17 protein-coding genes and 5 tRNA genes are annotated in these 22,574 nt (G+C 71.5%); 9 read left to right on the top strand and 13 right to left on the bottom strand.

What is annotated here, in order from left to right:
* Positions 1-3: 3 nt before the first annotated feature.
* A complete protein-coding gene (leuC, locus tag ACQ614_RS23765; protein WP_431680668.1) occupies positions 4-1,425 on the bottom strand; it encodes a 3-isopropylmalate dehydratase large subunit in 1,422 nt (473 codons plus the stop codon).
* Between the two features lie 236 nt (positions 1,426-1,661).
* On the opposite strand from leuC, the gene ndgR reads away from it, so the two are divergent.
* On the top strand, positions 1,662-2,375 hold the full coding sequence (ndgR, locus tag ACQ614_RS23760; protein ID WP_030275730.1) for an IclR family transcriptional regulator NdgR: 714 nt from the start codon (positions 1,662-1,664) through the stop codon (positions 2,373-2,375).
* 142 nt (positions 2,376-2,517) lie between these two features.
* On the opposite strand, the gene ACQ614_RS23755 is transcribed toward ndgR, so the two are convergent.
* The 9 genes from ACQ614_RS23755 to ACQ614_RS23715 all read right to left on the bottom strand — a co-directional run bounded on the left by ACQ614_RS23755 (position 2,518) and on the right by ACQ614_RS23715 (position 6,940).
* Positions 2,518-2,592, bottom strand: a tRNA-Gln gene (locus ACQ614_RS23755).
* 4 nt (positions 2,593-2,596) lie between these two features.
* Positions 2,597-2,669, bottom strand: a tRNA-Glu gene (locus tag ACQ614_RS23750).
* Between the two features lie 24 nt (positions 2,670-2,693).
* Positions 2,694-2,766: transfer RNA gene (locus ACQ614_RS23745), tRNA-Glu, on the bottom strand.
* Between the two features lie 37 nt (positions 2,767-2,803).
* Positions 2,804-2,876, bottom strand: a tRNA-Glu gene (locus ACQ614_RS23740).
* Between the two features lie 22 nt (positions 2,877-2,898).
* Positions 2,899-2,970 (bottom strand) — tRNA-Gln (locus ACQ614_RS23735).
* Between the two features lie 175 nt (positions 2,971-3,145).
* Positions 3,146-4,651 carry a glutamate--tRNA ligase gene (gene gltX / locus ACQ614_RS23730; protein WP_431680667.1) on the bottom strand — a complete coding sequence of 502 codons (1,506 nt, stop codon included), beginning with the start codon at positions 4,649-4,651 and terminating at the stop codon, positions 3,146-3,148.
* A complete protein-coding gene (locus tag ACQ614_RS23725) occupies positions 4,644-5,444 on the bottom strand; it encodes a fumarylacetoacetate hydrolase family protein (RefSeq protein ID WP_431680666.1) in 801 nt (266 codons plus the stop codon). Before ACQ614_RS23725 ends, gltX begins: the two co-directional genes overlap by 8 nt.
* A gap of 190 nt (positions 5,445-5,634) precedes the next feature.
* Complete coding sequence (locus ACQ614_RS23720) at positions 5,635-5,790, bottom strand: hypothetical protein (RefSeq protein WP_431680665.1); 156 nt, start codon at positions 5,788-5,790, stop codon at positions 5,635-5,637.
* 28 nt (positions 5,791-5,818) lie between these two features.
* Positions 5,819-6,940 carry an ISAs1 family transposase gene (locus ACQ614_RS23715; RefSeq protein WP_431676013.1) on the bottom strand — a complete coding sequence of 374 codons (1,122 nt, stop codon included), beginning with the start codon at positions 6,938-6,940 and terminating at the stop codon, positions 5,819-5,821.
* 593 nt (positions 6,941-7,533) lie between these two features.
* Here ACQ614_RS23715 and ACQ614_RS23710 point away from each other — a divergent pair.
* The 8 genes from ACQ614_RS23710 (at position 7,534) to ACQ614_RS23675 (ending at position 18,105) form a co-directional block, all read left to right on the top strand.
* Entirely contained in the window at positions 7,534-10,995 is a 3,462-nt protein-coding gene (locus ACQ614_RS23710) for a sensor histidine kinase (RefSeq protein ID WP_431680664.1), read from the top strand.
* A gap of 10 nt (positions 10,996-11,005) precedes the next feature.
* Positions 11,006-11,419, top strand: coding sequence for a roadblock/LC7 domain-containing protein (locus ACQ614_RS23705; RefSeq protein ID WP_035873530.1), 414 nt, complete (start codon positions 11,006-11,008; stop codon positions 11,417-11,419).
* Between the two features lie 137 nt (positions 11,420-11,556).
* Positions 11,557-12,009 carry a DUF742 domain-containing protein gene (locus ACQ614_RS23700; RefSeq protein WP_030277985.1) on the top strand — a complete coding sequence of 151 codons (453 nt, stop codon included), beginning with the start codon at positions 11,557-11,559 and terminating at the stop codon, positions 12,007-12,009.
* Positions 11,990-12,574 carry a GTP-binding protein gene (locus ACQ614_RS23695; RefSeq protein ID WP_363491571.1) on the top strand — a complete coding sequence of 195 codons (585 nt, stop codon included), beginning with the start codon at positions 11,990-11,992 and terminating at the stop codon, positions 12,572-12,574. The genes ACQ614_RS23700 and ACQ614_RS23695 overlap by 20 nt, the downstream gene beginning before the upstream one ends.
* Before the next feature lie 370 nt (positions 12,575-12,944).
* A complete protein-coding gene (locus ACQ614_RS23690; protein WP_431680662.1) occupies positions 12,945-16,301 on the top strand; it encodes a sensor histidine kinase in 3,357 nt (1,118 codons plus the stop codon).
* Positions 16,302-16,311: 10 nt separating this feature from the next.
* A complete protein-coding gene (locus ACQ614_RS23685; protein ID WP_035873530.1) occupies positions 16,312-16,725 on the top strand; it encodes a roadblock/LC7 domain-containing protein in 414 nt (137 codons plus the stop codon).
* Between the two features lie 173 nt (positions 16,726-16,898).
* Positions 16,899-17,540: a DUF742 domain-containing protein gene (locus ACQ614_RS23680; RefSeq protein ID WP_431680660.1), complete on the top strand. Its 642-nt coding sequence runs from the start codon at positions 16,899-16,901 to the stop codon at positions 17,538-17,540.
* On the top strand, positions 17,521-18,105 hold the full coding sequence (locus ACQ614_RS23675; protein WP_363491571.1) for a GTP-binding protein: 585 nt from the start codon (positions 17,521-17,523) through the stop codon (positions 18,103-18,105). The genes ACQ614_RS23680 and ACQ614_RS23675 overlap by 20 nt, the downstream gene beginning before the upstream one ends.
* A 75-nt stretch (positions 18,106-18,180) precedes the next feature.
* Here ACQ614_RS23675 and cimA read toward each other — a convergent pair whose 3' ends face one another.
* The 3 genes from cimA to ACQ614_RS23660 form a co-directional block, all read right to left on the bottom strand.
* Positions 18,181-19,794 (bottom strand): citramalate synthase, encoded by a 1,614-nt coding sequence (cimA, locus tag ACQ614_RS23670; protein WP_431680658.1) that lies wholly within the window; start codon positions 19,792-19,794, stop codon positions 18,181-18,183.
* Between the two features lie 399 nt (positions 19,795-20,193).
* On the bottom strand, positions 20,194-21,306 hold the full coding sequence (locus ACQ614_RS23665) for a branched-chain amino acid aminotransferase (protein WP_431680657.1): 1,113 nt from the start codon (positions 21,304-21,306) through the stop codon (positions 20,194-20,196).
* 176 nt (positions 21,307-21,482) lie between these two features.
* Positions 21,483-22,520 (bottom strand): 3-isopropylmalate dehydrogenase, encoded by a 1,038-nt coding sequence (locus ACQ614_RS23660; RefSeq protein ID WP_363491574.1) that lies wholly within the window; start codon positions 22,518-22,520, stop codon positions 21,483-21,485.
* Positions 22,521-22,574 lie beyond the last annotated feature (54 nt).

The following is a 22,574-nucleotide window of genomic DNA, read 5'->3' as shown; positions in this document are numbered from 1 at the left end:
TGCTCAGGCCTCCACGGCGACGCGGTCGGACAGGTCGGCGGGCGAGGCCAGGCGGCCCAGCACCGCGGTCGCGGCGGCGACCTGCGGGGACACCAGGTGGGTGCGGCCGCCCTTGCCCTGGCGGCCCTCGAAGTTGCGGTTCGAGGTCGAGGCGCAGCGCTCGCCCGGGGCCAGCTGGTCCGGGTTCATGCCGAGGCACATCGAGCAGCCCGCATGGCGCCACTCGGCGCCGGCCGCGGTGAAGACCTTGTCCAGGCCCTCCTCGACGGCCTGCAGGGCGACCCGGACGGAGCCGGGGACGACCAGCATGCGCACGCCGTCGGCGATCTGCCGGCCGTCCAGGATGTCGGCGGCGGCCCGCAGGTCCTCGATCCGGCCGTTGGTGCAGGAGCCCACGAAGACGGCGTCGACGGAGACCTCGCGCAGCGGGGTGCCGGCCTCCAGGCCCATGTACTTGAGGGCGTTCTCGGCGGCGATGCGCTCCTGCGGGTCCTCGAAGTCCTCGGGGTTCGGGACGTTGGCGCCGAGCGGGGCGCCCTGGCCCGGGTTGGTGCCCCAGGTGACGAACGGGGTCAGGGAGTTGGCGTCGATGAAGACCTCGGCGTCGAAGACCGCGTCCTCGTCGGTGGCCAGCGTGCGCCAGTACTCGACGGCGGCGTCCCAGTCCTCGCCGGCGGGGGCGTGCGGACGGCCCCGGAGGTACTCGAAGGTGGTGTCGTCGGGGGCGATCATGCCGGCCCGGGCGCCCGCCTCGATGGACATGTTGCAGATGGTCATCCGGGCCTCCATGGAGAGGCTGCGGATGGCCGAGCCGCGGTACTCCAGGACGTAGCCCTGGCCGCCGCCGGTGCCGATCTTGGCGATGATGGCCAGGATCAGGTCCTTGGCGGTGACGCCCTCGGGGAGTTCGCCCTCGACGGTGATGGCCATGGTCCTGAACGGGGCCAGCGGCAGCGTCTGGGTGGCCAGCACGTGCTCGACCTGGCTGGTGCCGATGCCGAACGCCAGCGCGCCGAAGGCGCCGTGGGTGGAGGTGTGGGAGTCGCCGCAGACCACGGTGGTGCCGGGCTGGGTCAGGCCGAGCTGAGGACCGACCACGTGCACGACGCCCTGCTCGACGTCGCCCAGCGAGTGGATGCGCACGCCGAACTCGGCGGCGTTCTTGCGCAGCGTCTCCAGCTGGATCTTCGAGACGGGGTCGGCGATCGGCTTGTCGATGTCCAGGGTCGGGGTGTTGTGGTCCTCGGTGGCGATCGTGAGATCGGTGCGGCGGACCTTGCGGCCGGCCAGCCGGAGACCGTCGAAGGCCTGGGGGCTGGTGACCTCGTGCAGCAGGTGCAGGTCGATGAAGAGGAGGTCGGGCTCGCCCTCCGCGCGCCGGACGACGTGGTCGTCCCAGACCTTCTCTGCGAGTGTCCGTCCCATCGCTTTCCCTCCAGCCGGCCGCATTGCCGGCCTTCTCGTGTCGTCGGGGTCTCTTCCCGAGCCGCCCTGGTGAGGCTCGCTGCGAGTCGCGACCTGCACGCCGGATCGTCTGTCCAGGATGTGGACGCTTTGGTGAGGGTCCATCCTGGGTGTCTCCCGGGCTGCTGCATCAAGAGTGGCGCTTTTCTCGCAAGATTGAACTTGCGTCTCGCCCACTGAGACTGCAGTATCGAGACATGGACAACACTAGCGGCGTCGGCGTTCTCGACAAGGCCGCTCTGGTGCTGAGCGCACTGGAGTCGGGCCCCGCCACGCTGGCGGGGCTGGTCGCCGCCACCGGTCTGGCGCGGCCCACGGCCCACCGACTCGCCGTCGCACTCGAACACCACCGCCTGGTCACCAGGGACATGCAGGGCCGGTTCATCCTCGGCCCCCGACTCGCCGAGCTCTCCGCCGCCGCGGGCGAGGACCGCCTCCTCGCCACCGCCGGGCCGGTGCTCACGCACCTGCGCGACGTCACCGGCGAGAGCGCCCAGCTCTACCGCCGCCAGGGCGAGATGCGGATCTGCGTCGCCGCCGCCGAGCGGCTCTCCGGCCTGCGGGACACCGTCCCGGTCGGCTCCACCCTGCCGATGAAGGCCGGCTCCGCCGCGCAGGTCCTGCTCGCCTGGGAGGAGCCCGAGCGCCTCCACCGCGGCCTGCAGGGCGCCCGCTTCACCGCGACCGCCCTCAGCGGCGTCCGGCGCCGCGGCTGGGCCCAGTCGATCGGCGAGCGCGAGCCCGGCGTGGCCTCCGTCTCCGCACCCGTCCGCGGGCCCTCCAACCGGGTCGTGGCCGCCGTCTCGGTCTCCGGCCCGATCGAGCGGCTGACCCGCCACCCGGGCCGGCTGCACGCCCAGGCCATCATCGAGGCCGCCAACCGCCTCACCGAGGCGCTGCGCCGCGGCTGACCGAATTCGGCCCGGGAACAGCAGGGGCCCGCTCCGGAATACGGAGCGGGCCCTTCGAGCTGCGCACGGGAATGCCCGGGACGGTCCGGGAAATGCCCGGGAATGCGGGAAAACAAAAAAGCCCCGGTCACCCGGAGCTTGTTGGCTGGGGTACCAGGACTCGAACCTAGACTAAATGAACCAGAATCACTCGTGCTGCCAATTACACCATACCCCAAAAGTACCCCCGACCGGATTCGAACCGGCGCTACCGCCTTGAGAGGGCGGCGTGCTAGGCCGCTACACAACGGGGGCCCGCACCACCGAGGTGGTGCTGAGTACCCCCGACCGGATTCGAACCGGCGCTACCGCCTTGAGAGGGCGGCGTGCTAGGCCGCTACACAACGGGGGCATACTCATTCACTATGCAATTTTCCGAAGAAACTGCGTACCCCCGACCGGATTCGAACCGGCGCTACCGCCTTGAGAGGGCGGCGTGCTAGGCCGCTACACAACGGGGGCTTGCACTACTGCTTGTACTGCGCTGGGGTACCAGGACTCGAACCTAGACTAACTGAACCAGAATCAGTCGTGCTGCCAATTACACCATACCCCACCGGAGTTCAACCCCTGCGGGGTCTTCGCTCGGTGTCTCGCGCCTCCCTGCCCGGGCGGCGCAGAAAGAACATTACCCGACGCCGGGCCCCGCTCCAAAATCGATAACCGCAGGCAGGGCGCCGGGCGCCTGCGGGCCTGGTCAGCGCACCAGGCCCACAGGCTCCGCGAAGGGCTCAGGAGGCCGGTACGAGCTCCAGAGCGGCCGTCAGCCGGCGCAGCGTCTCGGGGCGGCCCAGCAGCTCCATCGACTCGAACAGCGGCGGGGAGACCCGGCGGCCGGTGACGGCCACCCGCAGCGGCGTGAAGGCGAACTTCGGCTTGATGCCGAGGCCGTCCACCAGGGCCTCGCGCAGCACGGCCTGGATCGGCTCGGGGCCGAAGTCCTCCAGGGCCTCCAGGGCCTTGATCGAGGCCTCCAGCACCGGGCGGGCGTCCGCGCCGAGCGCCTTGGCGGCGTCGTCCGGGTCGACGGCGAAGTCGGCCGGGTCGACGAAGAGGAAGCCCGCCATGGAGACGATCTCGCCCAGCACGACCATCCGCTCCTGGGTGAGCGGGGCCGCCTTGGCGAGCAGGTCGAGCTGCCCGGCGGTCGGCTCGGCCGGCAGCAGGCCGGCGGCCTGCAGGTACGGCACCAGCCGGCGGACGAACTCCTCCGGGTCGAGGGCGCGCAGGTGCTCGGCGTTGATCGCCTCGCACTTCTTCAGGTCGAAGCGGGCCGGGTTGGCGTTGACCTTGGCGATGTCGAACGCCTCGACCATCTCCGCCATGGAGAAGCGGTCGCGGTCCTCGGAGAGCGACCAGCCGAGCAGCGCGAGGTAGTTGAGCAGGCCCTCGGGCAGGAAGCCGCGCTCCCGGTAGAGGTTGAGCGAGGCCTGCGGGTCGCGCTTGGAGAGCTTCTTGTTGCCCTCGCCCATCACGTACGGCAGGTGGCCGAAGCGCGGGGTGGCGCCGGCGCCCACGCCGATGTCGGCGAGCGCCGCGTACAGCGCGATCTGACGGGGCGTGGAGGAGAGCAGGTCCTCGCCCCGCAGCACGTGGGTGATGCCCATCAGCGCGTCGTCGACCGGGTTGACCAGGGTGTACAGCGGGGCGCCGTTGGCCCGGACGATGCCGTAGTCCGGCACGTCCTTGGGGTCGAAGGTGACCGGGCCGCGGACGAGGTCGTCGAAGGAGAGCGCGGTGTCGGGCATCCGGAAGCGGAGGATCGGCGAGCGGCCCTCCAGCTTGTAGACGGCGACCTGGTCCTCGCTCAGCTCACGGCAGTGGCCGTCGTAGCCGGAGGGCTTTCCGGCGGCGCGGGCGGCCTCGCGGCGGGCGTCCAGCTCCTCGGTGGAGCAGTAGCAGTGGTAGGCGTGGCCGGCCTCGTGCAGGCGGCGGGCGACGTCGGCGTAGATGTCCATCCGCTGCGACTGCCGGTAGGGCGCGTGCGGGCCGCCGACCTCGGGGCCCTCGTCCCAGTCGAAGCCGAGCCAGCGCATGGCGTCGAGCAGCTGGTTGTACGAGTCCTCGGAGTCGCGGGCCGCGTCGGTGTCCTCGATGCGGAACACCAGCGTGCCGCCGTGGTGGCGGGCGAAGGCCCAGTTGAAGAGGGCGGTGCGGACCAGCCCGACGTGCGGGTTGCCGGTCGGGGACGGGCAGAAACGGACCCGGACGTCCGAGCCCGGGGTGGAGTTAGCCACGCTTGATCACCTTGTTGGCGAGAGTGCCGATGCCTTCGACGGAGACGGCGACCTCGTCGCCGACATGGATGGGGCCGACACCCGCGGGGGTGCCGGTGAGGACGACGTCGCCCGGCAGGAGCGTCATCGCCTCGGAGATGTGGACGATCAGTTCGGCGATCGAACGCACCATCAGGGAGGTGCGGCCGGTCTGCCGGAGCTCGCCGTTGACGGTGCAGGTGATCGCCAGGTCCGACGGGTCCAGCTCGGTCTCGATCCACGGGCCGAGCGGGCAGGAGGTGTCGAAGCCCTTGGCGCGGGCCCACTGGCCCTCGCGCTGCTGCACGTCGCGGGCGGTGACGTCGTTGGCGCAGGTGTAGCCGAGGATCACCTCGGGCACCCGCTCCAGCGGCACCTCGCGGCACATCCGGCCGATCACCACGGCGAGCTCCGCCTCGTGCTGCACGTCCGCGGAGAACGGCGGGTAGGCGATCGACTCGGTCGGGCCGATCACCGAGGTGGACGGCTTGAAGAAGGTCAGCGGGACGTCCGGGACCTCGTTGCCGAGCTCGGCGGCGTGCGCCGCGTAGTTGCGGCCGACCGCGACGATCTTGTTGGGCAGCATCGGCGCCAGCAGCCGGACGTCCTGCATCCGGTAGGTCTCACCGGTCGGCTGCGGCTGGCCGAAGGGGTGGCCGGCGAGTGCATGCACCACCAGGGAATCGGGTTGGGCGACATCGCCCTCGACGACGCCGAAGGAGACGCTGCCCGCGGCAGGGCTCCCCTCCCGGACGGAAAACCTGGCGATACGCACCCTGCAACCTCTCGGTTCGTCGGCCTGCTCGATCATCCCCAGGCTATCGCGTGGGCCCGCCCCGGCCGGGCCGCACAAGGCCGGGCGGCGCGCGCCCGGCCCCGGCGCGCCCCGCGGGGCGTCCGCACGCACGCATGCGCGAAGGGGCACCGGCCGCGGCGGCCGGTGCCCCTTCGCGGGAGGTGCGGGGTCAGTCCTGCGGGAGGCGCGGCGCGGGCGCCACCATCAGCTGGGTGCGGCGCGGGTTGGCCGTGACGGCCGGCAGGTCGGAGGCGTACTCGCGCGGCTGCTGGGAGGCGACCGCCCCGGGCAGGTCGGCGAAGTCCCAAGGGCAGGGCTCTTGCAAGGTCTGATTTCTCTGGCATTCGCGCTGGTCAACGGGGGATGCCGAGGAGGTCGAGGGGCTTGGTGAAGGGTTCGTAGGACAGGTCGCGGACGGCCGCGGCGATGTTGGTGGCGCCGTCGGCGCGCAGGTGGTTGAGCGCGGTGTTGCGCAAGCCGGCCATGTTCTCCGGGCCGTGACCGGTGCGGACCTGGGAACGGTCCTCGTCCCAGAGGGTGTCACGAACGTAGTGGATCTTGTTCTCGATGCCCCAGTGCCCGCGGACGGCCTGGGCGAGGTTCTCGGGCTTCGCCCGCGACGAGGGCAGGTCGGTGACCACGTAGACGGTCTCGCGGGTCCGCTTGCCGGTGGCCTGTTCGGTGCGGTGACGAGTGATCCGGGCGACCTGCCTGACGTGCGGGAACGCGAAGTGGGAGACGGTGAGGACCTGGACGACCCGGGTCTCGGTGCGACCGTGGCCCCGGCTGCGGTCGTAGTACTTGGCGGTGGCCTGCTTCCAGGGCAAGGCCCGGCAGCTGGCGTGCAGGGTCGGCTGGTTGGCCTTCACCGTCAGGACGAAGTGGGCCTTCTTGTCCTCGACCAGGAACCGGGCGGTCTCGACCTGGGTGTGCAGGGCGTCGGCGGTGACGACCGTACCGGAGATGTCCAGCGCCGCCAGCAGGTCCCGCAGGCACGGGATCTCGTTCGTCCCGTCCGGCACCCGCAGCTGAGCCAGCAGACGGTCGTCCTGGTCGACGACCGAGAGCAGGTGGGCGGCCTGCCGGTCTCGGGTGCGTGAGCCCCTCGCGCTCTTGCCGTCCGCCGCGAGCCGGCGTGGCCGGGGACCCGGCTCGCCGACCGGCTGCAGCAGGACAGCGAGCCCGGCCGGGTTCAGCTTCTCGACCACACGGCGCACAGTGTCCATCGACGCCGCCGGCCGCACGCCCAGCGCGCCGCGCGGCGGGAAGCCCAGCCTCTCCAGCGTGTGCTGCGGGGCGCGCCGTAGCCACTGACCAATCGCCGCGTACGAACGGGCCCCGGCCACCACCGCGCAGGCCGCCGCGCGGACCAGTGCGAGCAGTGGATACCGCCGTCCGCGCCGATCCCGCGGGTCCCACGCCTCGGGCCCGTCACCCGCACCGGTGACAACGCACGACAGCACGGCCGCGGGCATGGAAGACTCACAGAACACCGAAGCTCCGTTGGTAGTAAGCGACTTGAGAGGTCACTCACACCAACGGAGCTTCGGTCTTTCCGGTCACACCCCCGATGACCAGGCGCTTTGCAAGATCACATCGACCTTGCAACAGCCCTGCCGCCAAGGGTAAGGATCTCCTGTCACAGGAGCCGTGACCAAAGCTACACATTAATCTGTGACCTTGGTCACATTTTCAAGAGGAATTCTCGCTTCTCGGACATTCGGGACGGTTCGAGAATCCCGACATTTACGGCAATTCGGACATTGGTCACACATGCCCGGGCGGCTCCGAATCGGCCGATGGGTGCTCCGTGTCCGAAAAAAGCCGTATTACCTGCAGGTAACCGAACAGACCGTGAGAGCGTGCGCGCGGTCGGTAGCTCAGGACACCGTGTCATAACGCCCCTTGTTGGACTTCCCCCGCTGTGCTGGAATGCCACGGAAAAACTCGACACCGTCCCCCTCCGCGACAGCGGGGAGGGGCGCCCGGTCCAGAGGTTGCGACGCCAGTGCAGGGACGTTTCAAGAGGGGCAGCGGCGCCGCGGGTGACCCGGAGTCGCGCGAGCCCGTGGCAGGCCCCCACCAGGCAGCGCCGACGGCAGGCCAGGCCACCGGCACCACCGAGCCAGCCGACGACACGGTCACGGACGGCCACGACTCGGCCGACAAGAAGTCCGGCCGTGCGCGGCTGCGCAGCACGCTCAACTACCGCCGGGCAACCGGCCTCAACAGATTCGCGCTGCGCAACTGGCGCATCCGTACGCGTCTGATCGCACTGCTGCTGCTCCCCGTGATCGTCGCGCTGGCGCTCGGTGGTCTGCGTGTGCAGGCCTCGATGGAGAACTCCCGCCAGCTGGCGCAGATGAGCGACCTCGCGGACCTCGCCCGCAAGGCGACCGCGCTGGCCGACGCACTGGAGACCGAGCGCGACATCAGCGCCGGCCCGCTGACGACCAAGAACGACCGGGAGGATCCGGACGTCCTCGACGCGCGGAAGACCACCGACCAGCTGAGCAAGGCCTTCGCCACCAGTGCCGACAAGTTCGACGAGCTCGACCTCGCCGGTGGCAAGGCGCTGCTGCTGCAGGTCCGCAAGGACCTCAACCAGCTGTCGGAGGCGCGCGGTTCGGCGTACTCCAACAAGGACAACATCCAGTCAACGGTCCTGAACTACGACGTCATCATCAAGGGTCTGATCGGTATCACCGAGGAGATCGCGATCGCGTCGAACTCGACCGAGCTGATCAAGATCACCCGAGCGCTCACCCAGTTCGCGCTGTCCAAGGAGAACTCCTCCATGCAGCGCGCGCTGATCTCGGCCGCGCTCGCCCGGCCGCAGAAGGCCGACCTCTCCCCCTCGGACGAGACCTTCGGCATCCGCCTCCAGGTCTCCGAGGAGAGCGCGCTCGCCAACTTCACCGCCATCTACGGCGACGAAGAGGCCCGGAAGCTGCGCTCCAGCCTGAGCTTCAACCAGACCATCGCGGACACCGACCGGTACACCCAGCAGGTGCTGAACACCAACGGCATCCGGCAGACCGACCCGCGCTCCTACACGGACTGGTACGACGCCGCCAGCGTCAAGATCAACGCCGAGCAGCGGATCGAGTCGCAGCTGCTGGAGGTCCTGGACGGCAAGGCGCAGAAGCTGCAGAACGACGCCGACACCGAGGCGCTGGTCAACGGCGCCCTGGTCGCGGTCGTCCTCATCGTCGCCATCGCCGGTGCCGCGATCGTGGCCCGCTCGATGGTGCGCTCGCTGACCCGTCTGCAGGCCGCGGCCGAGGACGTCGCCGAGCGCCGCCTGCCCGAGCTGGTCAAGACCCTCTCGGAGAGCGACCCGCACGACGTCGACGTCACCGTCGAGCCCGTCGGCGTCGACTCCGCGGACGAGATCGGCCACGTGGCCTCCGCGTTCGACATGGTGCACCGCGAGGCCGTCCGCCTCGCCGCCGAGCAGGCCCTTCTGCGAGGCAACATCAACGCGATGTTCACCAACCTCTCGCGCCGCAGCCAGGGCCTCATCCAGCGCCAGCTGTCGCTCATCTCCGAGCTGGAGAGCCGCGAGGCCGACCCGGACCAGCTGGCCAGCCTCTTCAAGCTGGACCACCTCGCGACCCGCATGCGCCGCAACGGTGAGAACCTCCTCGTCCTCGCGGGTGAGGACCCGGGCCGCCGCTGGACCCGCCCCGTGCCGCTGGTCGACGTGCTCCGCGCCGCCGCGTCCGAGGTGGAGCAGTACGAGCGCATCGAACTCGCCGCGGTGCCGTCGACCGAGGTCGCCGGCCGCGTCGTCAACGACCTCGTCCACCTCCTCGCCGAGCTGCTCGAGAACGCGACCTCGTTCTCCAGCCCGCAGACCCGCGTCCGGGTCACCGGCCACGCGCTGCCCGACGGCCGCGTGCTGGTCGAGATCCACGACACCGGTATCGGCCTGAGCCCCGACGACCTCGCGGACATCAACGAGCGCCTCGCGAGCCCGCCCACCGTCGACGTCTCCGTCTCCCGCCGCATGGGTCTCTTCGTGGTCGGCCGCCTGTCCCTGCGACACGGCATCCGCATCCAGCTGCGCCCCAGCGACTCGGGCGGCACCACCGCGCTCGTCATGCTGCCGGTCGACGTCACCAACTCCGCCGACCGCCGCGGCGGCAACCGCTCCGGCGGTGCCGCGGCCGCGGGCGGCAAGGGCCGCGGGCTCGCCCCGACCCCGCGCCAGCAGGGCCGCGCCAGTGCCGCCGAGGCGCTGTCCGGCCGCGCCGCCGCTGCTCTCGGCCAGGCCCCGGCCGGCGCTCCGGCCGCCCGGCCGCAGCTCGGCCAGGGCCCGCAGGGCGCGCCGCAGCAGCCCCAGCAGCAGCAGCCGCAGCAGCCGCAGGGCGGTCGCCCGACCGGCGGCCTGCCGACCCGTGAGGTCGGCCAGGCGCTGCGCGAGAACCCCTCGCCGAACCAGCCGGGCCAGCAGCCGAACCAGCCGCCGCGCCGGGTGCCCGGTGCGTCCGGCGCCCCGGGTGCCCCGGCCGGACAGGGCGGCGGCCTGCCGCGCCGCGGCCCGGCCCAGGAGCAGGGCGGCCCCGCCGGCCGCGCCCCGATGCCGCAGCGCCAGGCGGGCCCCGGCCCGCAGGGCCAGCAGCGTCCCCAGGGCCAGCAGCGCCCGCAGGCGCCGCTGCCGGCTGCCGGCCAGGGCGAGCAGGCCCCGGTGGAGTCGACCGTGCAGTTCGCCCGGCCGCGCTTCGAGGCCAGCGACATCGACCCGCGCGACCCGCTGGGCCTCGGCCTGGTGGAGCCTGTCCTGCCGGACCCGTCCCAGCAGGAGGGCGGCCGGCCGTTCGAGCAGCCTGCCCCGCGGCAGCAGCCGCAGCAGCAGGCCCAGCCGATGGCGCTGCCGACCGGCTCCGGCCCCGAGGACACCCAGCAGTGGTTCCGTCAGGAGGACGGCGGCCAGGCTCAGCAGCAGTACCAGCCGCAGCGCCCCGGCACCGCGGCGCCGGGCTTCCCGCAGCAGCAGGCCCCGCAGGCCCCGCAGCAGCGGCAGGCGCCGCAGCGGCCGCAGGGCCCGCAGCAGGGCGGCCCCCAGGGCGGCCCGCAGCGGCAGGCTCCGCAGCGGCCCCAGGGCCCGCAGCAGGGCGGCCCCCAGGGCGGCCCGCAGCAGCGCCCGCAGGCGCCGCAGCAGGGCGGCCCGCAGGGCGGTCCCCAGGGCGTCCGCCGCGAGGCCGCCGAGGCCCCGTGGCGTCCGTCGGCCAACGACGAGCGCTGGCGCCGTGCCGAGCAGGTGCGCGAGCCCTCGACCAGCGGGCTGACCACGTCGGGCCTGCCCCGGCGCACCCCGCAGGCCAACCTGGTCTCCGGCACCGCCGAGGCGGCGCCGCTGACCGGCCCGCAGGTCTCCCGCAGCCCGGAGGAGGTGCGCGGCCGGCTGACCAACCTGCGCCGCGGCATCCAGCAGGGACGCCAGGCCGGCCAGGGCCAGAACGACTTCGGTCGCCAGCAGCAGCAGGGCTTTGACGGCTTCGGCCAGAACCACCAGGAGCGTTGAGTTGAGTCAGATGAGCCAGGCCGCACAGAACCTGAACTGGCTGATCACCAATTTCGTGGACAACACCCCCGGGGTGTCGCACACGGTGGTGGTCTCCGCCGACGGTCTCCTGCTGTGCATGTCCGAAGGCTTCCCCCGGGACCGCGCCGACCAGCTCGCCGCCGTCGCCTCCGGCCTCACCTCGCTGACCTCCGGCGCCAGCCGGATCTTCGAGGGCGGCGACGTCAACCAGACCGTCGTCGAGATGGAGCGCGGCTTCCTCTTCCTCATGGCGATCAGCGACGGCTCCGCCCTCGCCGTCCTCGCCTCGCCCGACTCCGACATCGGCCTCGTCGGCTACGAGATGGCACTCCTCGTCGACCGCGCAGGCGCCGTCCTCACCCCCGCCCTCCGGGCAGAACTCCAGGGCAGCCTGCTGCACTGATTTCCCGACCCCCGTAATGCGCCCGGCCCGCCTGGTCGGGCGCACCGACCATCGGCCGCCCCCGGGCGGCCGACCGCCTCAGCCGGCACCGCCCGGCTGGAACCCCGCTGCGAACGGCGGCAGCACGAGGAGGACCTATGACCCCGCCCCCGACACCGGCCGGCTCGTACGGCAACGGGTACGGCAGTGGCTACGGCGGCCAGCAGGCCGGCGGCTACGGTGGGCAGCAGCAGTCCGGCGGCTACGAGCAGCAGCCGCTCGTCCGTCCGTACGCGATGACCGGCGGCCGCACCCGGCCCCGGTACCAGCTGGCGATCGAGGCGCTGATCTCGACCACCGGCTCGGCCGAGCGCTCGGGCGGCCTGCTGCCGGAGCACGCCCGGATCGTCGGACTCTGCCGCGAGGTCAAGTCCGTGGCGGAGATCTCGGCCCTGGCCGGGGTCCCGCTGGGTGTTGCCCGTATTCTCGTCGCCGACCTCGCCGAGGCCGGCCTCGTCACCATCCACCAGCCCGCTGCGGCGGGCGAGTCCGGCGGTGCGCCTGACGTCACGCTGCTCGAAAGGGTCCTCAGTGGACTTCGCAAGCTCTAACGCGGCCGCCCCCAGCCGCGCCACCACCTCCGCGAAGATCGTCGTCGCCGGCGGCTTCGGAGTCGGCAAGACCACCCTCGTCGGCGCCGTCTCCGAGATCAACCCGCTGCGCACCGAAGCCGTCATGACCAGCGCCAGCGCCGGCATCGACGACCTCACCCACACCGCGGGCAAGACGACGACCACCGTCGCCATGGACTTCGGCCGCATCACCCTCGACGAAGACCTGATCCTCTACCTCTTCGGCACCCCCGGCCAGGACCGCTTCTGGTTCATGTGGGACGACCTCGTCCGCGGCGCCATCGGCGCCGTCGTCCTCGTCGACACCCGCCGCCTCGCCGACTGCTTCCCCGCCCTCGACTACTTCGAGAACTCGGGCCTGCCCTTCGTCGTCGCCCTCAACGGCTTCGACGGCCACCAGCCGCACACCGCCGACGAGGTCCGCGAAGCCCTCCAACTCGGCCCCGACACCCCCATCGTCACCCTCGACGCCCGACGCAGGGACAGCGCCAAGAGCGCCCTCATCACCCTCGTCGAGCACGCCCTCCTCGCCCGGCTCCGGTAGGACGGGGACAAGGACCGATGATGCCGCGCGCCCGCTCCGGTGCCCTCACGGGCACGGGAGCGGGCGCGCGTTTGTCCGTGCATAACAGTTCGGTAGGCATTTCGAGATCAACAGCGACACAGCGTGAGGTTTTCGATCCACTGTGCACTGTCGACCTTCCACTTCCTCCCGAACTGCCCCCAAATGTCCGATTTATTCAGCACAACCCGGGCACGGAGAGCTGTTTGTCCCGCATCCCTGCACGTGCTGAAATTCCAGCTACCCCGTAGTCACCCCATATGGCAGTTCCACCCAGCAGCGGGCTGCGGCCGGCGGGGGTAGCCGCTGGATTGATCCATGGCCGCATCATCGGCCGAGAGGTTGTTGTCGAGTGAGGCGTAAGCAGCCAGACACCCCGCAGCGGCGCTCCGAGCCCCGCCAGAACGAGCCCGGCCCCGGCGGCCAGGCGCCGGCGGGCTTCTCCGCGTTCGCCGCGGCAGACGACCGGCCCGCCCGCGGCGCGGCAGGGCCGCCGACCCAGATACTCAGCGGCCCGGGCAGCCGCCCGGGCGCCGCACCGGCACCGGCCGGCAAGTCCGGTGCCGCCGAGGCGGACTCCTCGGGCGGCGGCCGCTACGAGTTCCTGGCCCCCTGGAACTGGCGCGTGCCGACCCGCCTGATCGCGATCCTGATCGTGCCGGTCATCATCGGCCTGGTCTTCGGCGGCCTGCGCGTCAACACGTCGCTCGACGACTTCGGCAAGGCCGACCGCGCGGTGAAGACCGCGAAGCTCGCCAACGCCGCGACCAACCTCGCGGACGCGCTGGAGAACGAGCGCGACCTGTCGATCGTGCCGATCCTCACCGGCAGCGACCCCCAGGGGAAGCTCGGCGAGCTGCGCAAGAAGACCGACGACTCGCTCAAGGCCTACAACGAGGCCTACAACAAGATCCCCGACGACGAGACGCTCAAGCGCCGCAACGCGGCCTTCCAGCAGCTCGTCGTCTTCCTCCCGCACCTGCGCGAGAACGCCTACAAGCCCGAGCTGCTCGCGTCCGCCACCCAGGCCGCGTACTCGGTGATGTTCGCGCCGCTGCTGGCCATGGACAACTCGGTCGGCTTCGGCAGCTCCAGCGTCACCAGCAAGGGCCGCGCGATCTACGCCATGTCGCTGGCCAAGGCCTCCGCCTCGACCCAGCGCGCGCTGATGCTCAACCTGCTCGCCGGCATCGCCCAGGGCACCGTCACCAAGTACGAGAACCAGGAGCTGATCATGTCGCTCCTGGTGGCGAGCAAGCTCGAGCAGACCGCGATCAGCGAGTTCAACACCGGCTCCACCGCCGAGGACGCCAAGGTCTACGCCGACGCCCTCGTCGCCCAGGCCGCCGCCGACCAGCGCAGCCCGCTCCGCATGCCGGACAACCAGAGCGTGCCGACCGTCAACGGTCTGATGAACATCGGCCTGGCCTACTCCGACGCGGCCATCAAGGGCCAGCAGGACGGCAAGGAACAGGCCGAGAAGATGTTCCAGAACGCCAAGAACGCCGGCCTCACCGTGCAGAACTGGATGCAGGCGAGCGCCGCCCACATGACCACCCTGCGCAACACCGAGACCAAGCTGCTCGCCGAGGTCGTCGACGACGCCGCGACCATCAAGTCGCGCGCCCAGACCGACGCCTTCCTCAACTCCGGCATCGTGATCGCCGCCCTGGCGCTCGCCGGTCTGCTCACCGGCTTCATCGCCCGCTCGATGATCCTCGGTATGCGCACCCTGAACACCGCGGCGCTGGACATCGCCAACCACCGCCTGCCCGACCTGGTCGAGAAGCTCTCCAAGACCGACCCGGACCGGGTGGACACCTCGGTGGCACCGATTCCGCTCCGCGGCAAGGACGAGATCGGCGAGGTCGCCCGGGCCTTCGACCAGGTCCACTCCCAGGCGGTGTCGCTCGCCGCCGAGCAGGCCCTGCTCCGAGGCAACCTGAACGCGATCTTCTCCAACCTGTCGCGCCGCAGCCAGAGCCTCATCCAGCGCCAGCTGGCGCTGATCACGGACCTGGAGAACAACGAGGCCGACCCGGACCAGCTGGAGAACCTCTTCAAGCTGGACCACCTGGCGACCCGTATGCGCCGCAACGGTGAGAACCTCCTCGTCCTCGCGGGTGAGGAGCCCGGCCGCCGCTGGAACACCCCCGTGCCGCTGGTCGACGTGCTCCGCGCCGCCGCGTCCGAGGTGGAGCAGTACGAGCGCATCGAGCTCGCCGGCATCCCCGACGCCGACGTCGTCGGCGCCGCCGTGACCGACCTCGTCCACCTGCTGGCCGAGCTGCTCGAGAACGCCACCACCTTCTCCAGTCCGCAGACCCGCGTCCTGGTCAACGCCACCCGCCTGCCGGACGGCCGCGTGCTGGTCGAGATCCACGACAAGGGCATCGGCCTCACCGCCGACGACTTCGCCGAGATCAACGAGAAGCTGGCCGAGCCGCCCACGGTCGACGCCACCATCTCGCGCCGCATGGGCCTCTTCGTGGTCGGCCGGCTGTCCCAGCGGCACGACATCCGCGTGCAGCTGCGTCCGTCGGGCGAGTCCGCCGGCACCACCTCGCTGGTCATGCTCCCGCAGGGCCTGACCCAGCTGAACGCCGCGCCGGAGCCCGAGGAGGAGTTCACCGTCTCCCGGATCTTCTCCGAGCAGGAGCCCACCCAGGGCTGGCAGGAGGAGTGGGGCCAGCGCAGCGCCGCCGAGCTCGGCTTCGACGACCACCTGACCGGCACCAACGGCAACGGCTTCAGCCCCGCGCTGGAGTCCATGCAGCGCTCGCAGCGCCGCCGCGCCGAGGCCCTGGAGCCCGCCGAGGCCGACCAGGTCATCGACGCCGAGGCGATCGAGACCGACGGCCCCTACGCCGACGAGTACGCCCAGGGCTACGACCAGGGCCAGTACCAGGAGCAGGGCTTCCAGCAGGACGCGTACGGCAACGAGTACCAGGGCCAGGGCTACGACCAGGGCGGCTACTCCGAGCAGCAGCCCTACGGCCAGGACCAGTACGACCAGTACCAGGGCCAGTACGACCAGGACGGCTACGACCGCATCCCGCAGCAGCAGGGCTACCAGGGCGACGGCTACGAGCCCTACGGCTACGGCGACCAGCCCTCCGGCCACCCGTACGCGGCCGAGGAGCAGCCCGCGCTGCCCCCGGCGCCCGCGTCCGGCGGCGGCCTGCCGCAGCGGCGCCCCGGCCAGCAGCTGGCCGGCGGCGGCCCCGGTGCCGCCTTCGGCGGCGCCGAGGAGAAGCCGAACTGGTTCGCCGGTGCCAAGGACACCTCCGGCCCCGGCGAGAACCGCGGCCACGACGTGTCGGCGCTCGGCGGCTACGGCCCCACCGGGCCGACCTCGTCCGCCGCGTGGCAGTCCGCCAACGACGGCGGCTGGCAGCGGGCCGAGCAGGTCCGCGAGCCCGCCTCCGGCGGCACCACGCCGTCCGGCCTGCCGCGCCGCGTGCCCAAGCAGAACCTCGTGCCCGGCAACGCCAAGCCGACTCCGCAGGAAGGCCCGCAGGTCTCCCGCAACCCGGAGGAGGTGCGCGGCCGGCTGACCAACCTGCGCCGCGGCGTCGAGCAGGGACGCAGCGCCGGCGGTGACCCGGGGGCCACCGGCAGCTTCCGCTTCGACTCGAACCAGGGTCGCGGCAGCAACCAGAACAGCAGCACCGATCTCTTCGGCGGCTCGAACCACCAGGAGCGTTGAGTTGAGTCAGATGAGCCAGGCCGCACAGAACCTGAACTGGCTGATCACCAATTTCGTGGACAACACCCCCGGGGTGTCGCACACGGTGGTGGTCTCCGCCGACGGTCTCCTGCTGTGCATGTCCGAAGGCTTCCCCCGGGACCGCGCCGACCAGCTCGCCGCCGTCGCCTCCGGCCTCACCTCGCTGACCTCCGGCGCCAGCCGGATCTTCGAGGGCGGCGACGTCAACCAGACCGTCGTCGAGATGGAGCGCGGCTTCCTCTTCCTCATGGCGATCAGCGACGGCTCCGCCCTCGCCGTCCTCGCCTCGCCCGACTCCGACATCGGCCTCGTCGGCTACGAGATGGCACTCCTCGTCGACCGCGCAGGCGCCGTCCTCACCCCCGCCCTCCGGGCAGAACTCCAGGGCAGCCTGCTGCACTGACGGTTCGTCGGATACCGTCCTGGTATTCGAAAGACCTCATTGCCCGTCCCCGAGTCCTCCGGCACCCGCCGGCGGACTCGGGTTCGGGCGTTGTACGGCCTTCGCACCACGGGCCCGGACACCCCCGTGTCCGGGCCAGCACCGCACCGCCGCACCCTGTGAGGAGAGGAACCGTGACACCGCCAGACGACCGCAGCGGTCAGTACGGCGTCCCGTACCCCGGTACCGGCCACGACGCGTTCGGAGCCCCCGGCGTCGGCCACGGACAGCCGTACCAGCAGCAGTACGCCGCGCCCGCGGGCCAGCAGTACTTCACCCAGCCCTACGGCGATCCCCAGCCCTACGGCGGCGCCCAGCAGGGGCACTACGGGCAGGAGGCCGGGTACCAGGACTACCCCGGTCCCGAGCCGTTCCCTGAACAGGCACCCCAGGAGCCCGGCCACGTCGAGGAGCTGGAGGAGGAGGACCCGGACTCCGGTCCCCTGATCCGGCCGTTCGCGATGACCGGTGGCCGCACCCGGCCTCGCTACGAGCTGGCGATCGAGGCGCTCGTCTCGGCCAGTGTCGACCCGGGCCGCCTGGCCACCCTGCTGCCCGAGCACCAGCGGATCTGCACCCTCTGCACGGACGTCAAGTCCGTCGCCGAGGTGTCGGCGCTGCTCGGCCTCCCCCTGGGTGTCGCCCGTATCCTCGTCGCCGACCTGGCCGAGGCCGGCCTGGTCACGATCCACCAGCCCGCTGCCGGCGGCGAATCCGGCAACCAGCCCGACGTCACGCTGCTCGAAAGGGTCCTCAGTGGACTTCGCAAGCTCTAACGCGGCCGCCCCCAGCCGCGCCACCACCTCCGCGAAGATCGTCGTCGCCGGCGGCTTCGGAGTCGGCAAGACCACCCTCGTCGGCGCCGTCTCCGAGATCAACCCGCTGCGCACCGAAGCCGTCATGACCAGCGCCAGCGCCGGCATCGACGACCTCACCCACACCGCGGGCAAGACGACGACCACCGTCGCCATGGACTTCGGCCGCATCACCCTCGACGAAGACCTGATCCTCTACCTCTTCGGCACCCCCGGCCAGGACCGCTTCTGGTTCATGTGGGACGACCTCGTCCGCGGCGCCATCGGCGCCGTCGTCCTCGTCGACACCCGCCGCCTCGCCGACTGCTTCCCCGCCCTCGACTACTTCGAGAACTCGGGCCTGCCCTTCGTCGTCGCCCTCAACGGCTTCGACGGCCACCAGCCGCACACCGCCGACGAGGTCCGCGAAGCCCTCCAACTCGGCCCCGACACCCCCATCGTCACCCTCGACGCCCGACGCAGGGACAGCGCCAAGAGCGCCCTCATCACCCTCGTCGAGCACGCCCTCCTCGCCCGGCTCCGGTAGAGCACGACGGGCCGGGCCGGACATGCCGGAGGGGGCGCGGAGTTTCCGCGCCCCCTCCGGCGTCCGTACGGGCACTCAGTCGGTCTCGTCGGGCTCCAGGCCGGCCCGCAGCAGCCCGTAGGTGTACGCGTCCTCCAGGGCCCGCCAGGAGGCCGCGATGACGTTGTCCGCCACGCCGACGGTCGACCAGGTGGCCACGCCGTCCCCGGACTCCACCAGCACCCGGGTCTTGGAGCCGGTGCCGTGCTGGCCCTCCAGGATGCGGACCTTGTAGTCCACCAGTTCCAGCTTGGCCAGCTGCGGGTAGATCCGCTCCAGTGCGGTGCGCAGCGCCCGGTCCAGCGCGTCGACCGGGCCGTTGCCCTCGCCGGTCGCGATCCGGCGCTCACCCTTGGCCCACAGCTTGACGGTGGCCTCGTTGCCCGAAGCGCCGTCCGCGCGCTGCTCGCTGATGGTCCGCCAGGACTCCAGGGCGAAGAACCGCTCGCGGCGGCCGCGCACCTCGTCGCGCAGCAGCAGCTCGAAGGAGGCGTCCGCGGCCTCGTAGGTGTAGCCCAGGTTCTCCTGCTCCTTGACCTTGGCGACGACCCGGCCGACCAGGTCGCGGTCGGCGGAGAGGTCGTAGCCGAGCTCCTTGCCCTTGAGCTCCACGGAGGCGCGGCCGGCCATGTCCGAGACCAGCATCCGCATGGTGTTGCCGACCAGCTCGGGGTCGATGTGCTGGTACAGGTCCGGGTCGACCTTGATGGCGGAGGCGTGCAGGCCGGCCTTGTGCGCGAAGGCGGAGAAGCCCACGTACGGCTGGTGGGTGGAGGGCGCGAGGTTGACGACCTCGGCGATGGCGTGCGAGATCCGGGTCATCTCGGCGAGCCGGCCCTCGGGGAGCACCCGGCGGTCGTACTTGATCTCCAGCGCGCCGACCACCGGGAAGAGGTTGGCGTTGCCGACCCGCTCGCCGTAGCCGTTCGCGGTGCACTGCACGTGGGTGGCGCCGGCGTCCACCGCGGCCAGCGTGTTGGCGACCGCGCAGCCGGTGTCGTCCTGGGCGTGGATGCCGAGCCGCGCGCCGGTCCTCGCGAGCACCTCGGCGACGACCTCGCGCACCCCGCCGGGCAGCATGCCGCCGTTGGTGTCGCAGAGCACCACCACGTCGGCGCCGGCCCGGTGGGCGGTGGCGACGACCGCCAGGGCGTACTCCGGGTTGGCCTTGTAGCCGTCGAAGAAGTGCTCGCAGTCGATGAACACCCGGCGGCCCTGCGAGCGGAGGTACTCGACGCTGTCGCGGACCATCTCCAGGTTCTCGTCCAGCGTGGTGCGCAGGGCCAGTTCCACGTGGCGGTCGTGGGACTTGGCGACCAGGGTGACGACCGGGGCACCGGAGTTCACCAGGGCGGCCAGCTGGGGGTCGTCGGCGGCCTTGCCGCCGGCCCGGCGGGTGGCGCCGAAGGCGACCAACTGGGCGTTCTGGAGGTCGAGTTCCGCTGCCGCCCGGGCGAAGAACTCGGTGTCGCGGGGGTTGGCGCCCGGCCAGCCGCCCTCGATGAAGCCGACGCCGAACTCGTCCAGGTGCCGGGCAATGGTCAGCTTGTCCGCGACGGTGAGGTTGATGCCCTCGCGCTGGGCGCCGTCGCGCAGCGTGGTGTCGAAGACGTGAAAGCTGTCGTTCGGGTGGCTGCTGGCCTCGGTCATGGCCCTGGGTTCTCCGTTCGGTGGAGTGCACTGCTGTTGCCGGTGATGGGTCCGGCTCCACTGTCCAGCATCCCGCGCGCCGCCCGGTGTCTCCGAACCCCTTGTGGGGGTTCGGCCGGTCCGGGGCAAAACAAAAGACCCCTCGCGGGTGCGAGAGGTCTGCGCGCGGGTCTGGACGCTCGTGGTCGCTCCGCAACGGGGTGGTGCGGGGCGGTCACTGCGGACCGGCGCGCCTGCTGCTAATGATCAGCGAAAGCGAGGACACGCTCGCAGTCTTGCACACCATCCGCCATCCGGCCCGCACCATCCGCATGCCGAGACGCGCCTGTCGGCGGCGGGGAGGGGTGAACCACAAGGGGCGCGCGGGGGCACCCCTTGCGGTTCACCGCTCGCGAGGGATCAGACGATCCTGTGGAGCCAGTTGTGGGTGTCGGGGGCCTGGCCGCCCTGGATGGCGAGGAGGGCCTTGCGGAGCTCCATGGTGGTGGGGCCGGGCTCGCCCTTGCCGACCGTCCAGTCGCCGCGGGCGGACTTCACCGAGCCGACCGGCGTGATGACGGCGGCGGTGCCGCAGGCGAACACCTCGGTGAGGGTGCCGTCGGCGTTGCCCTGCTTCCACTCGTCGGTGGAGATCCGGCGCTCCTCGACGGCGTAGCCGAGGTCCGAGGCGAGCTGCAGCAGCGAGTCCCGGGTGATGCCGGGGAGGAGGGCGCCGGAGAGCTCGGGGGTGACGATCTTCGCGTCCTTGCCCGCGCCGAAGACGAAGTACAGGTTCATGCCGCCCATCTCCTCGATCCACCGGTGCTCGGCGGCGTCGAGCCAGACGACCTGGTCGCAGCCCTTCTCGGCGGCCTGGGCCTGGGCGATCAGCGAGGCGGCGTAGTTGCCGGCGCACTTGGCGGCGCCGGTGCCGCCCGGCGCGGCCCGGACGTACTCCTCGGAGAGCCAGACGGAGACCGGCTTGATGCCGCCGGGGAAGTAGGCGCCGGCCGGCGAGGCGATGATCATGAAGAGGTAGGAGTTGGCCGGGCGGACGCCCAGGCCGACCTCGGTGGCGAACATGAAGGGCCGCAGGTAGAGGCTCTGCTCGGCCTCGTTCGGCACCCAGGCCTGCTCCTGCTGGACGAGCAGTTCGACGGCCTCGACGAAGGTCTCGACCGGCAGCTCGGGCATGGCGAGGCGGCGGGCGGAGGCCTGGAAGCGGGCGGCGTTGGCCTCGGGGCGGAAGGTGGCGATGGAGCCGTCGGCCTGGCGGTACGCCTTGAGGCCCTCGAAGATCGACTGGCCGTAGTGCAGCGTCATGTTGGCCGGGTCGATCTCCAGCGGCGCGTACGGGGTCAGCTGGGCGTCGTGCCAGCCCAGGCCCTCCGTCCACCGGATGGTGACCATGTGGTCGGTGAAGATCCGGCCGAAGCCGGGGTTGGCCAGCCGGGCCTGGCGCTCCGCGTCGGACAGCGGGTGCGCGGAGGGCTTGAGCTCGAACGTGATGGGCGCCTGGGTGGGCGTACTCATGACTGTCTGTCCTTCACCGTGGGGTTGGTCCGGGCCGCCTCCGCCGGTGAGAGAACGCACGACGGCACGGCCCACTGTCGATACTCGCATCCAGAGGGCCGTGCCGAACAGCCGGTCGGCTGCTGTGCTGTGCGGTTCCGGGCCCTTCGGGCCGGAACGGCGCTGTTCCCGGCCCGTCAGCCGGATACTCGGGCGGCGAGCGCGTCGCCGACCTCGGAGGTGGAGCGGGGGCCGGTGCGCTCGGCGAGGTCGGCCGCGACGGCGGCCTCGACCTTCGCGGCCTCGGCGGTGTAGCCGAGGTGCTCCAGCAGCATGGCGACGGACAGCACGGTGGCGGTCGGGTCGGCCTTGCCCTGGCCGGCGATGTCGGGGGCGGAGCCGTGGACGGGCTCGAACATCGACGGGAAGGCGCCGGTGGGGTTGATGTTGCCGGACGCGGCCAGGCCGATGCCGCCGGTGACGGCCGCGGCGAGGTCGGTCAGGATGTCGCCGAACAGGTTGTCGGTGACGATCACGTCGAAGCGCTCGGGCTGGGTGACGAAGAAGATCGTCGCCGCGTCGACGTGCAGGTAGTCGGTGGTGACCTCGGGGAACTCCCGGCCGACCTCCTGGAAGATCCGCGTCCACAGGTGGCCGGCGTGGACCAGCACGTTGTTCTTGTGGACGAGGGTGAGCTTCTTGCGCGGGCGGGCCTGGGCGCGGCGGTAGGCGTCGCGGACGACCCGCTCGATGCCGAAGGCGGTGTTGAGGCTGACCTCGGTGGCCACCTCCTGCTCCGTGCCGGCCCGCAGGGTGCCGCCGTTGCCGACGTACGGGCCCTCGGTGCCCTCGCGGACGACGACGAAGTCGATCTGCGGGTCGCCGCCCAGCGGGGACTTCACGCCGGGGAAGAGCTTGCCCGGGCGGAGGTTGATGTGGTGGTCGAAGGCGAAGCGGAGCTTGAGCAGCAGGCCGCGCTCCAGCACGCCGGAGGGGACGCTGGGGTCGCCGATGGCACCGAGCAGGATCGCGTCGCGGTCCTTGAGCTCCTCCAGCACGGCGTCCGGCAGGGTCTCGCCGGTGCGGTGGTAGAGCCGGGCACCGAGGTCGTACTCGGTGGTCTCCAGCTTCACGTCGGCGGGCAGGGCGGCGCCGAGCACCTTGAGGCCCTCGGCCACCACTTCCTGGCCGATGCCGTCACCGGGGATCACTGCAAGACGAAGGCTGCGAGACATGTTAAGGACCCTACTCCGCGTCCCAGCCACTGACACCTTCTGTCCAGTATCCGG

Source organism: Kitasatospora dryopteridis (assembly GCF_050749075.1).
In the GTDB taxonomy this organism is placed as follows: domain Bacteria; phylum Actinomycetota; class Actinomycetes; order Streptomycetales; family Streptomycetaceae; genus Kitasatospora.
The sequence above is the reverse complement of the archived record's forward strand: the minus strand, read 5'-3'. Positions and strand labels throughout refer to the sequence as shown.

What these genes read in the sequence shown, in the direction of transcription:
- ACQ614_RS23715 (WP_431676013.1), bottom strand. Translation starts at nt 6,940, where the DNA reads ATGCCCGCGGCCGTGCTGTCGTGCGTTGTCACCGGTGCGGGTGACGGG.
- ACQ614_RS23700 (WP_030277985.1), top strand. Translation starts at nt 11,557, where the DNA reads ATGACCCCGCCCCCGACACCGGCCGGCTCGTACGGCAACGGGTACGGC.
- ACQ614_RS23685 (WP_035873530.1), top strand. Translation starts at nt 16,312, where the DNA reads ATGAGCCAGGCCGCACAGAACCTGAACTGGCTGATCACCAATTTCGTG.
- cimA (WP_431680658.1), bottom strand. Translation starts at nt 19,794, where the DNA reads ATGACCGAGGCCAGCAGCCACCCGAACGACAGCTTTCACGTCTTCGAC.
- ACQ614_RS23660 (WP_363491574.1), bottom strand. Translation starts at nt 22,520, where the DNA reads ATGTCTCGCAGCCTTCGTCTTGCAGTGATCCCCGGTGACGGCATCGGC.
- ACQ614_RS23705 (WP_035873530.1), top strand. Translation starts at nt 11,006, where the DNA reads ATGAGCCAGGCCGCACAGAACCTGAACTGGCTGATCACCAATTTCGTG.
- ACQ614_RS23665 (WP_431680657.1), bottom strand. Translation starts at nt 21,306, where the DNA reads ATGAGTACGCCCACCCAGGCGCCCATCACGTTCGAGCTCAAGCCCTCC.
- leuC (WP_431680668.1), bottom strand. Translation starts at nt 1,425, where the DNA reads ATGGGACGGACACTCGCAGAGAAGGTCTGGGACGACCACGTCGTCCGG.
- ndgR (WP_030275730.1), top strand. Translation starts at nt 1,662, where the DNA reads ATGGACAACACTAGCGGCGTCGGCGTTCTCGACAAGGCCGCTCTGGTG.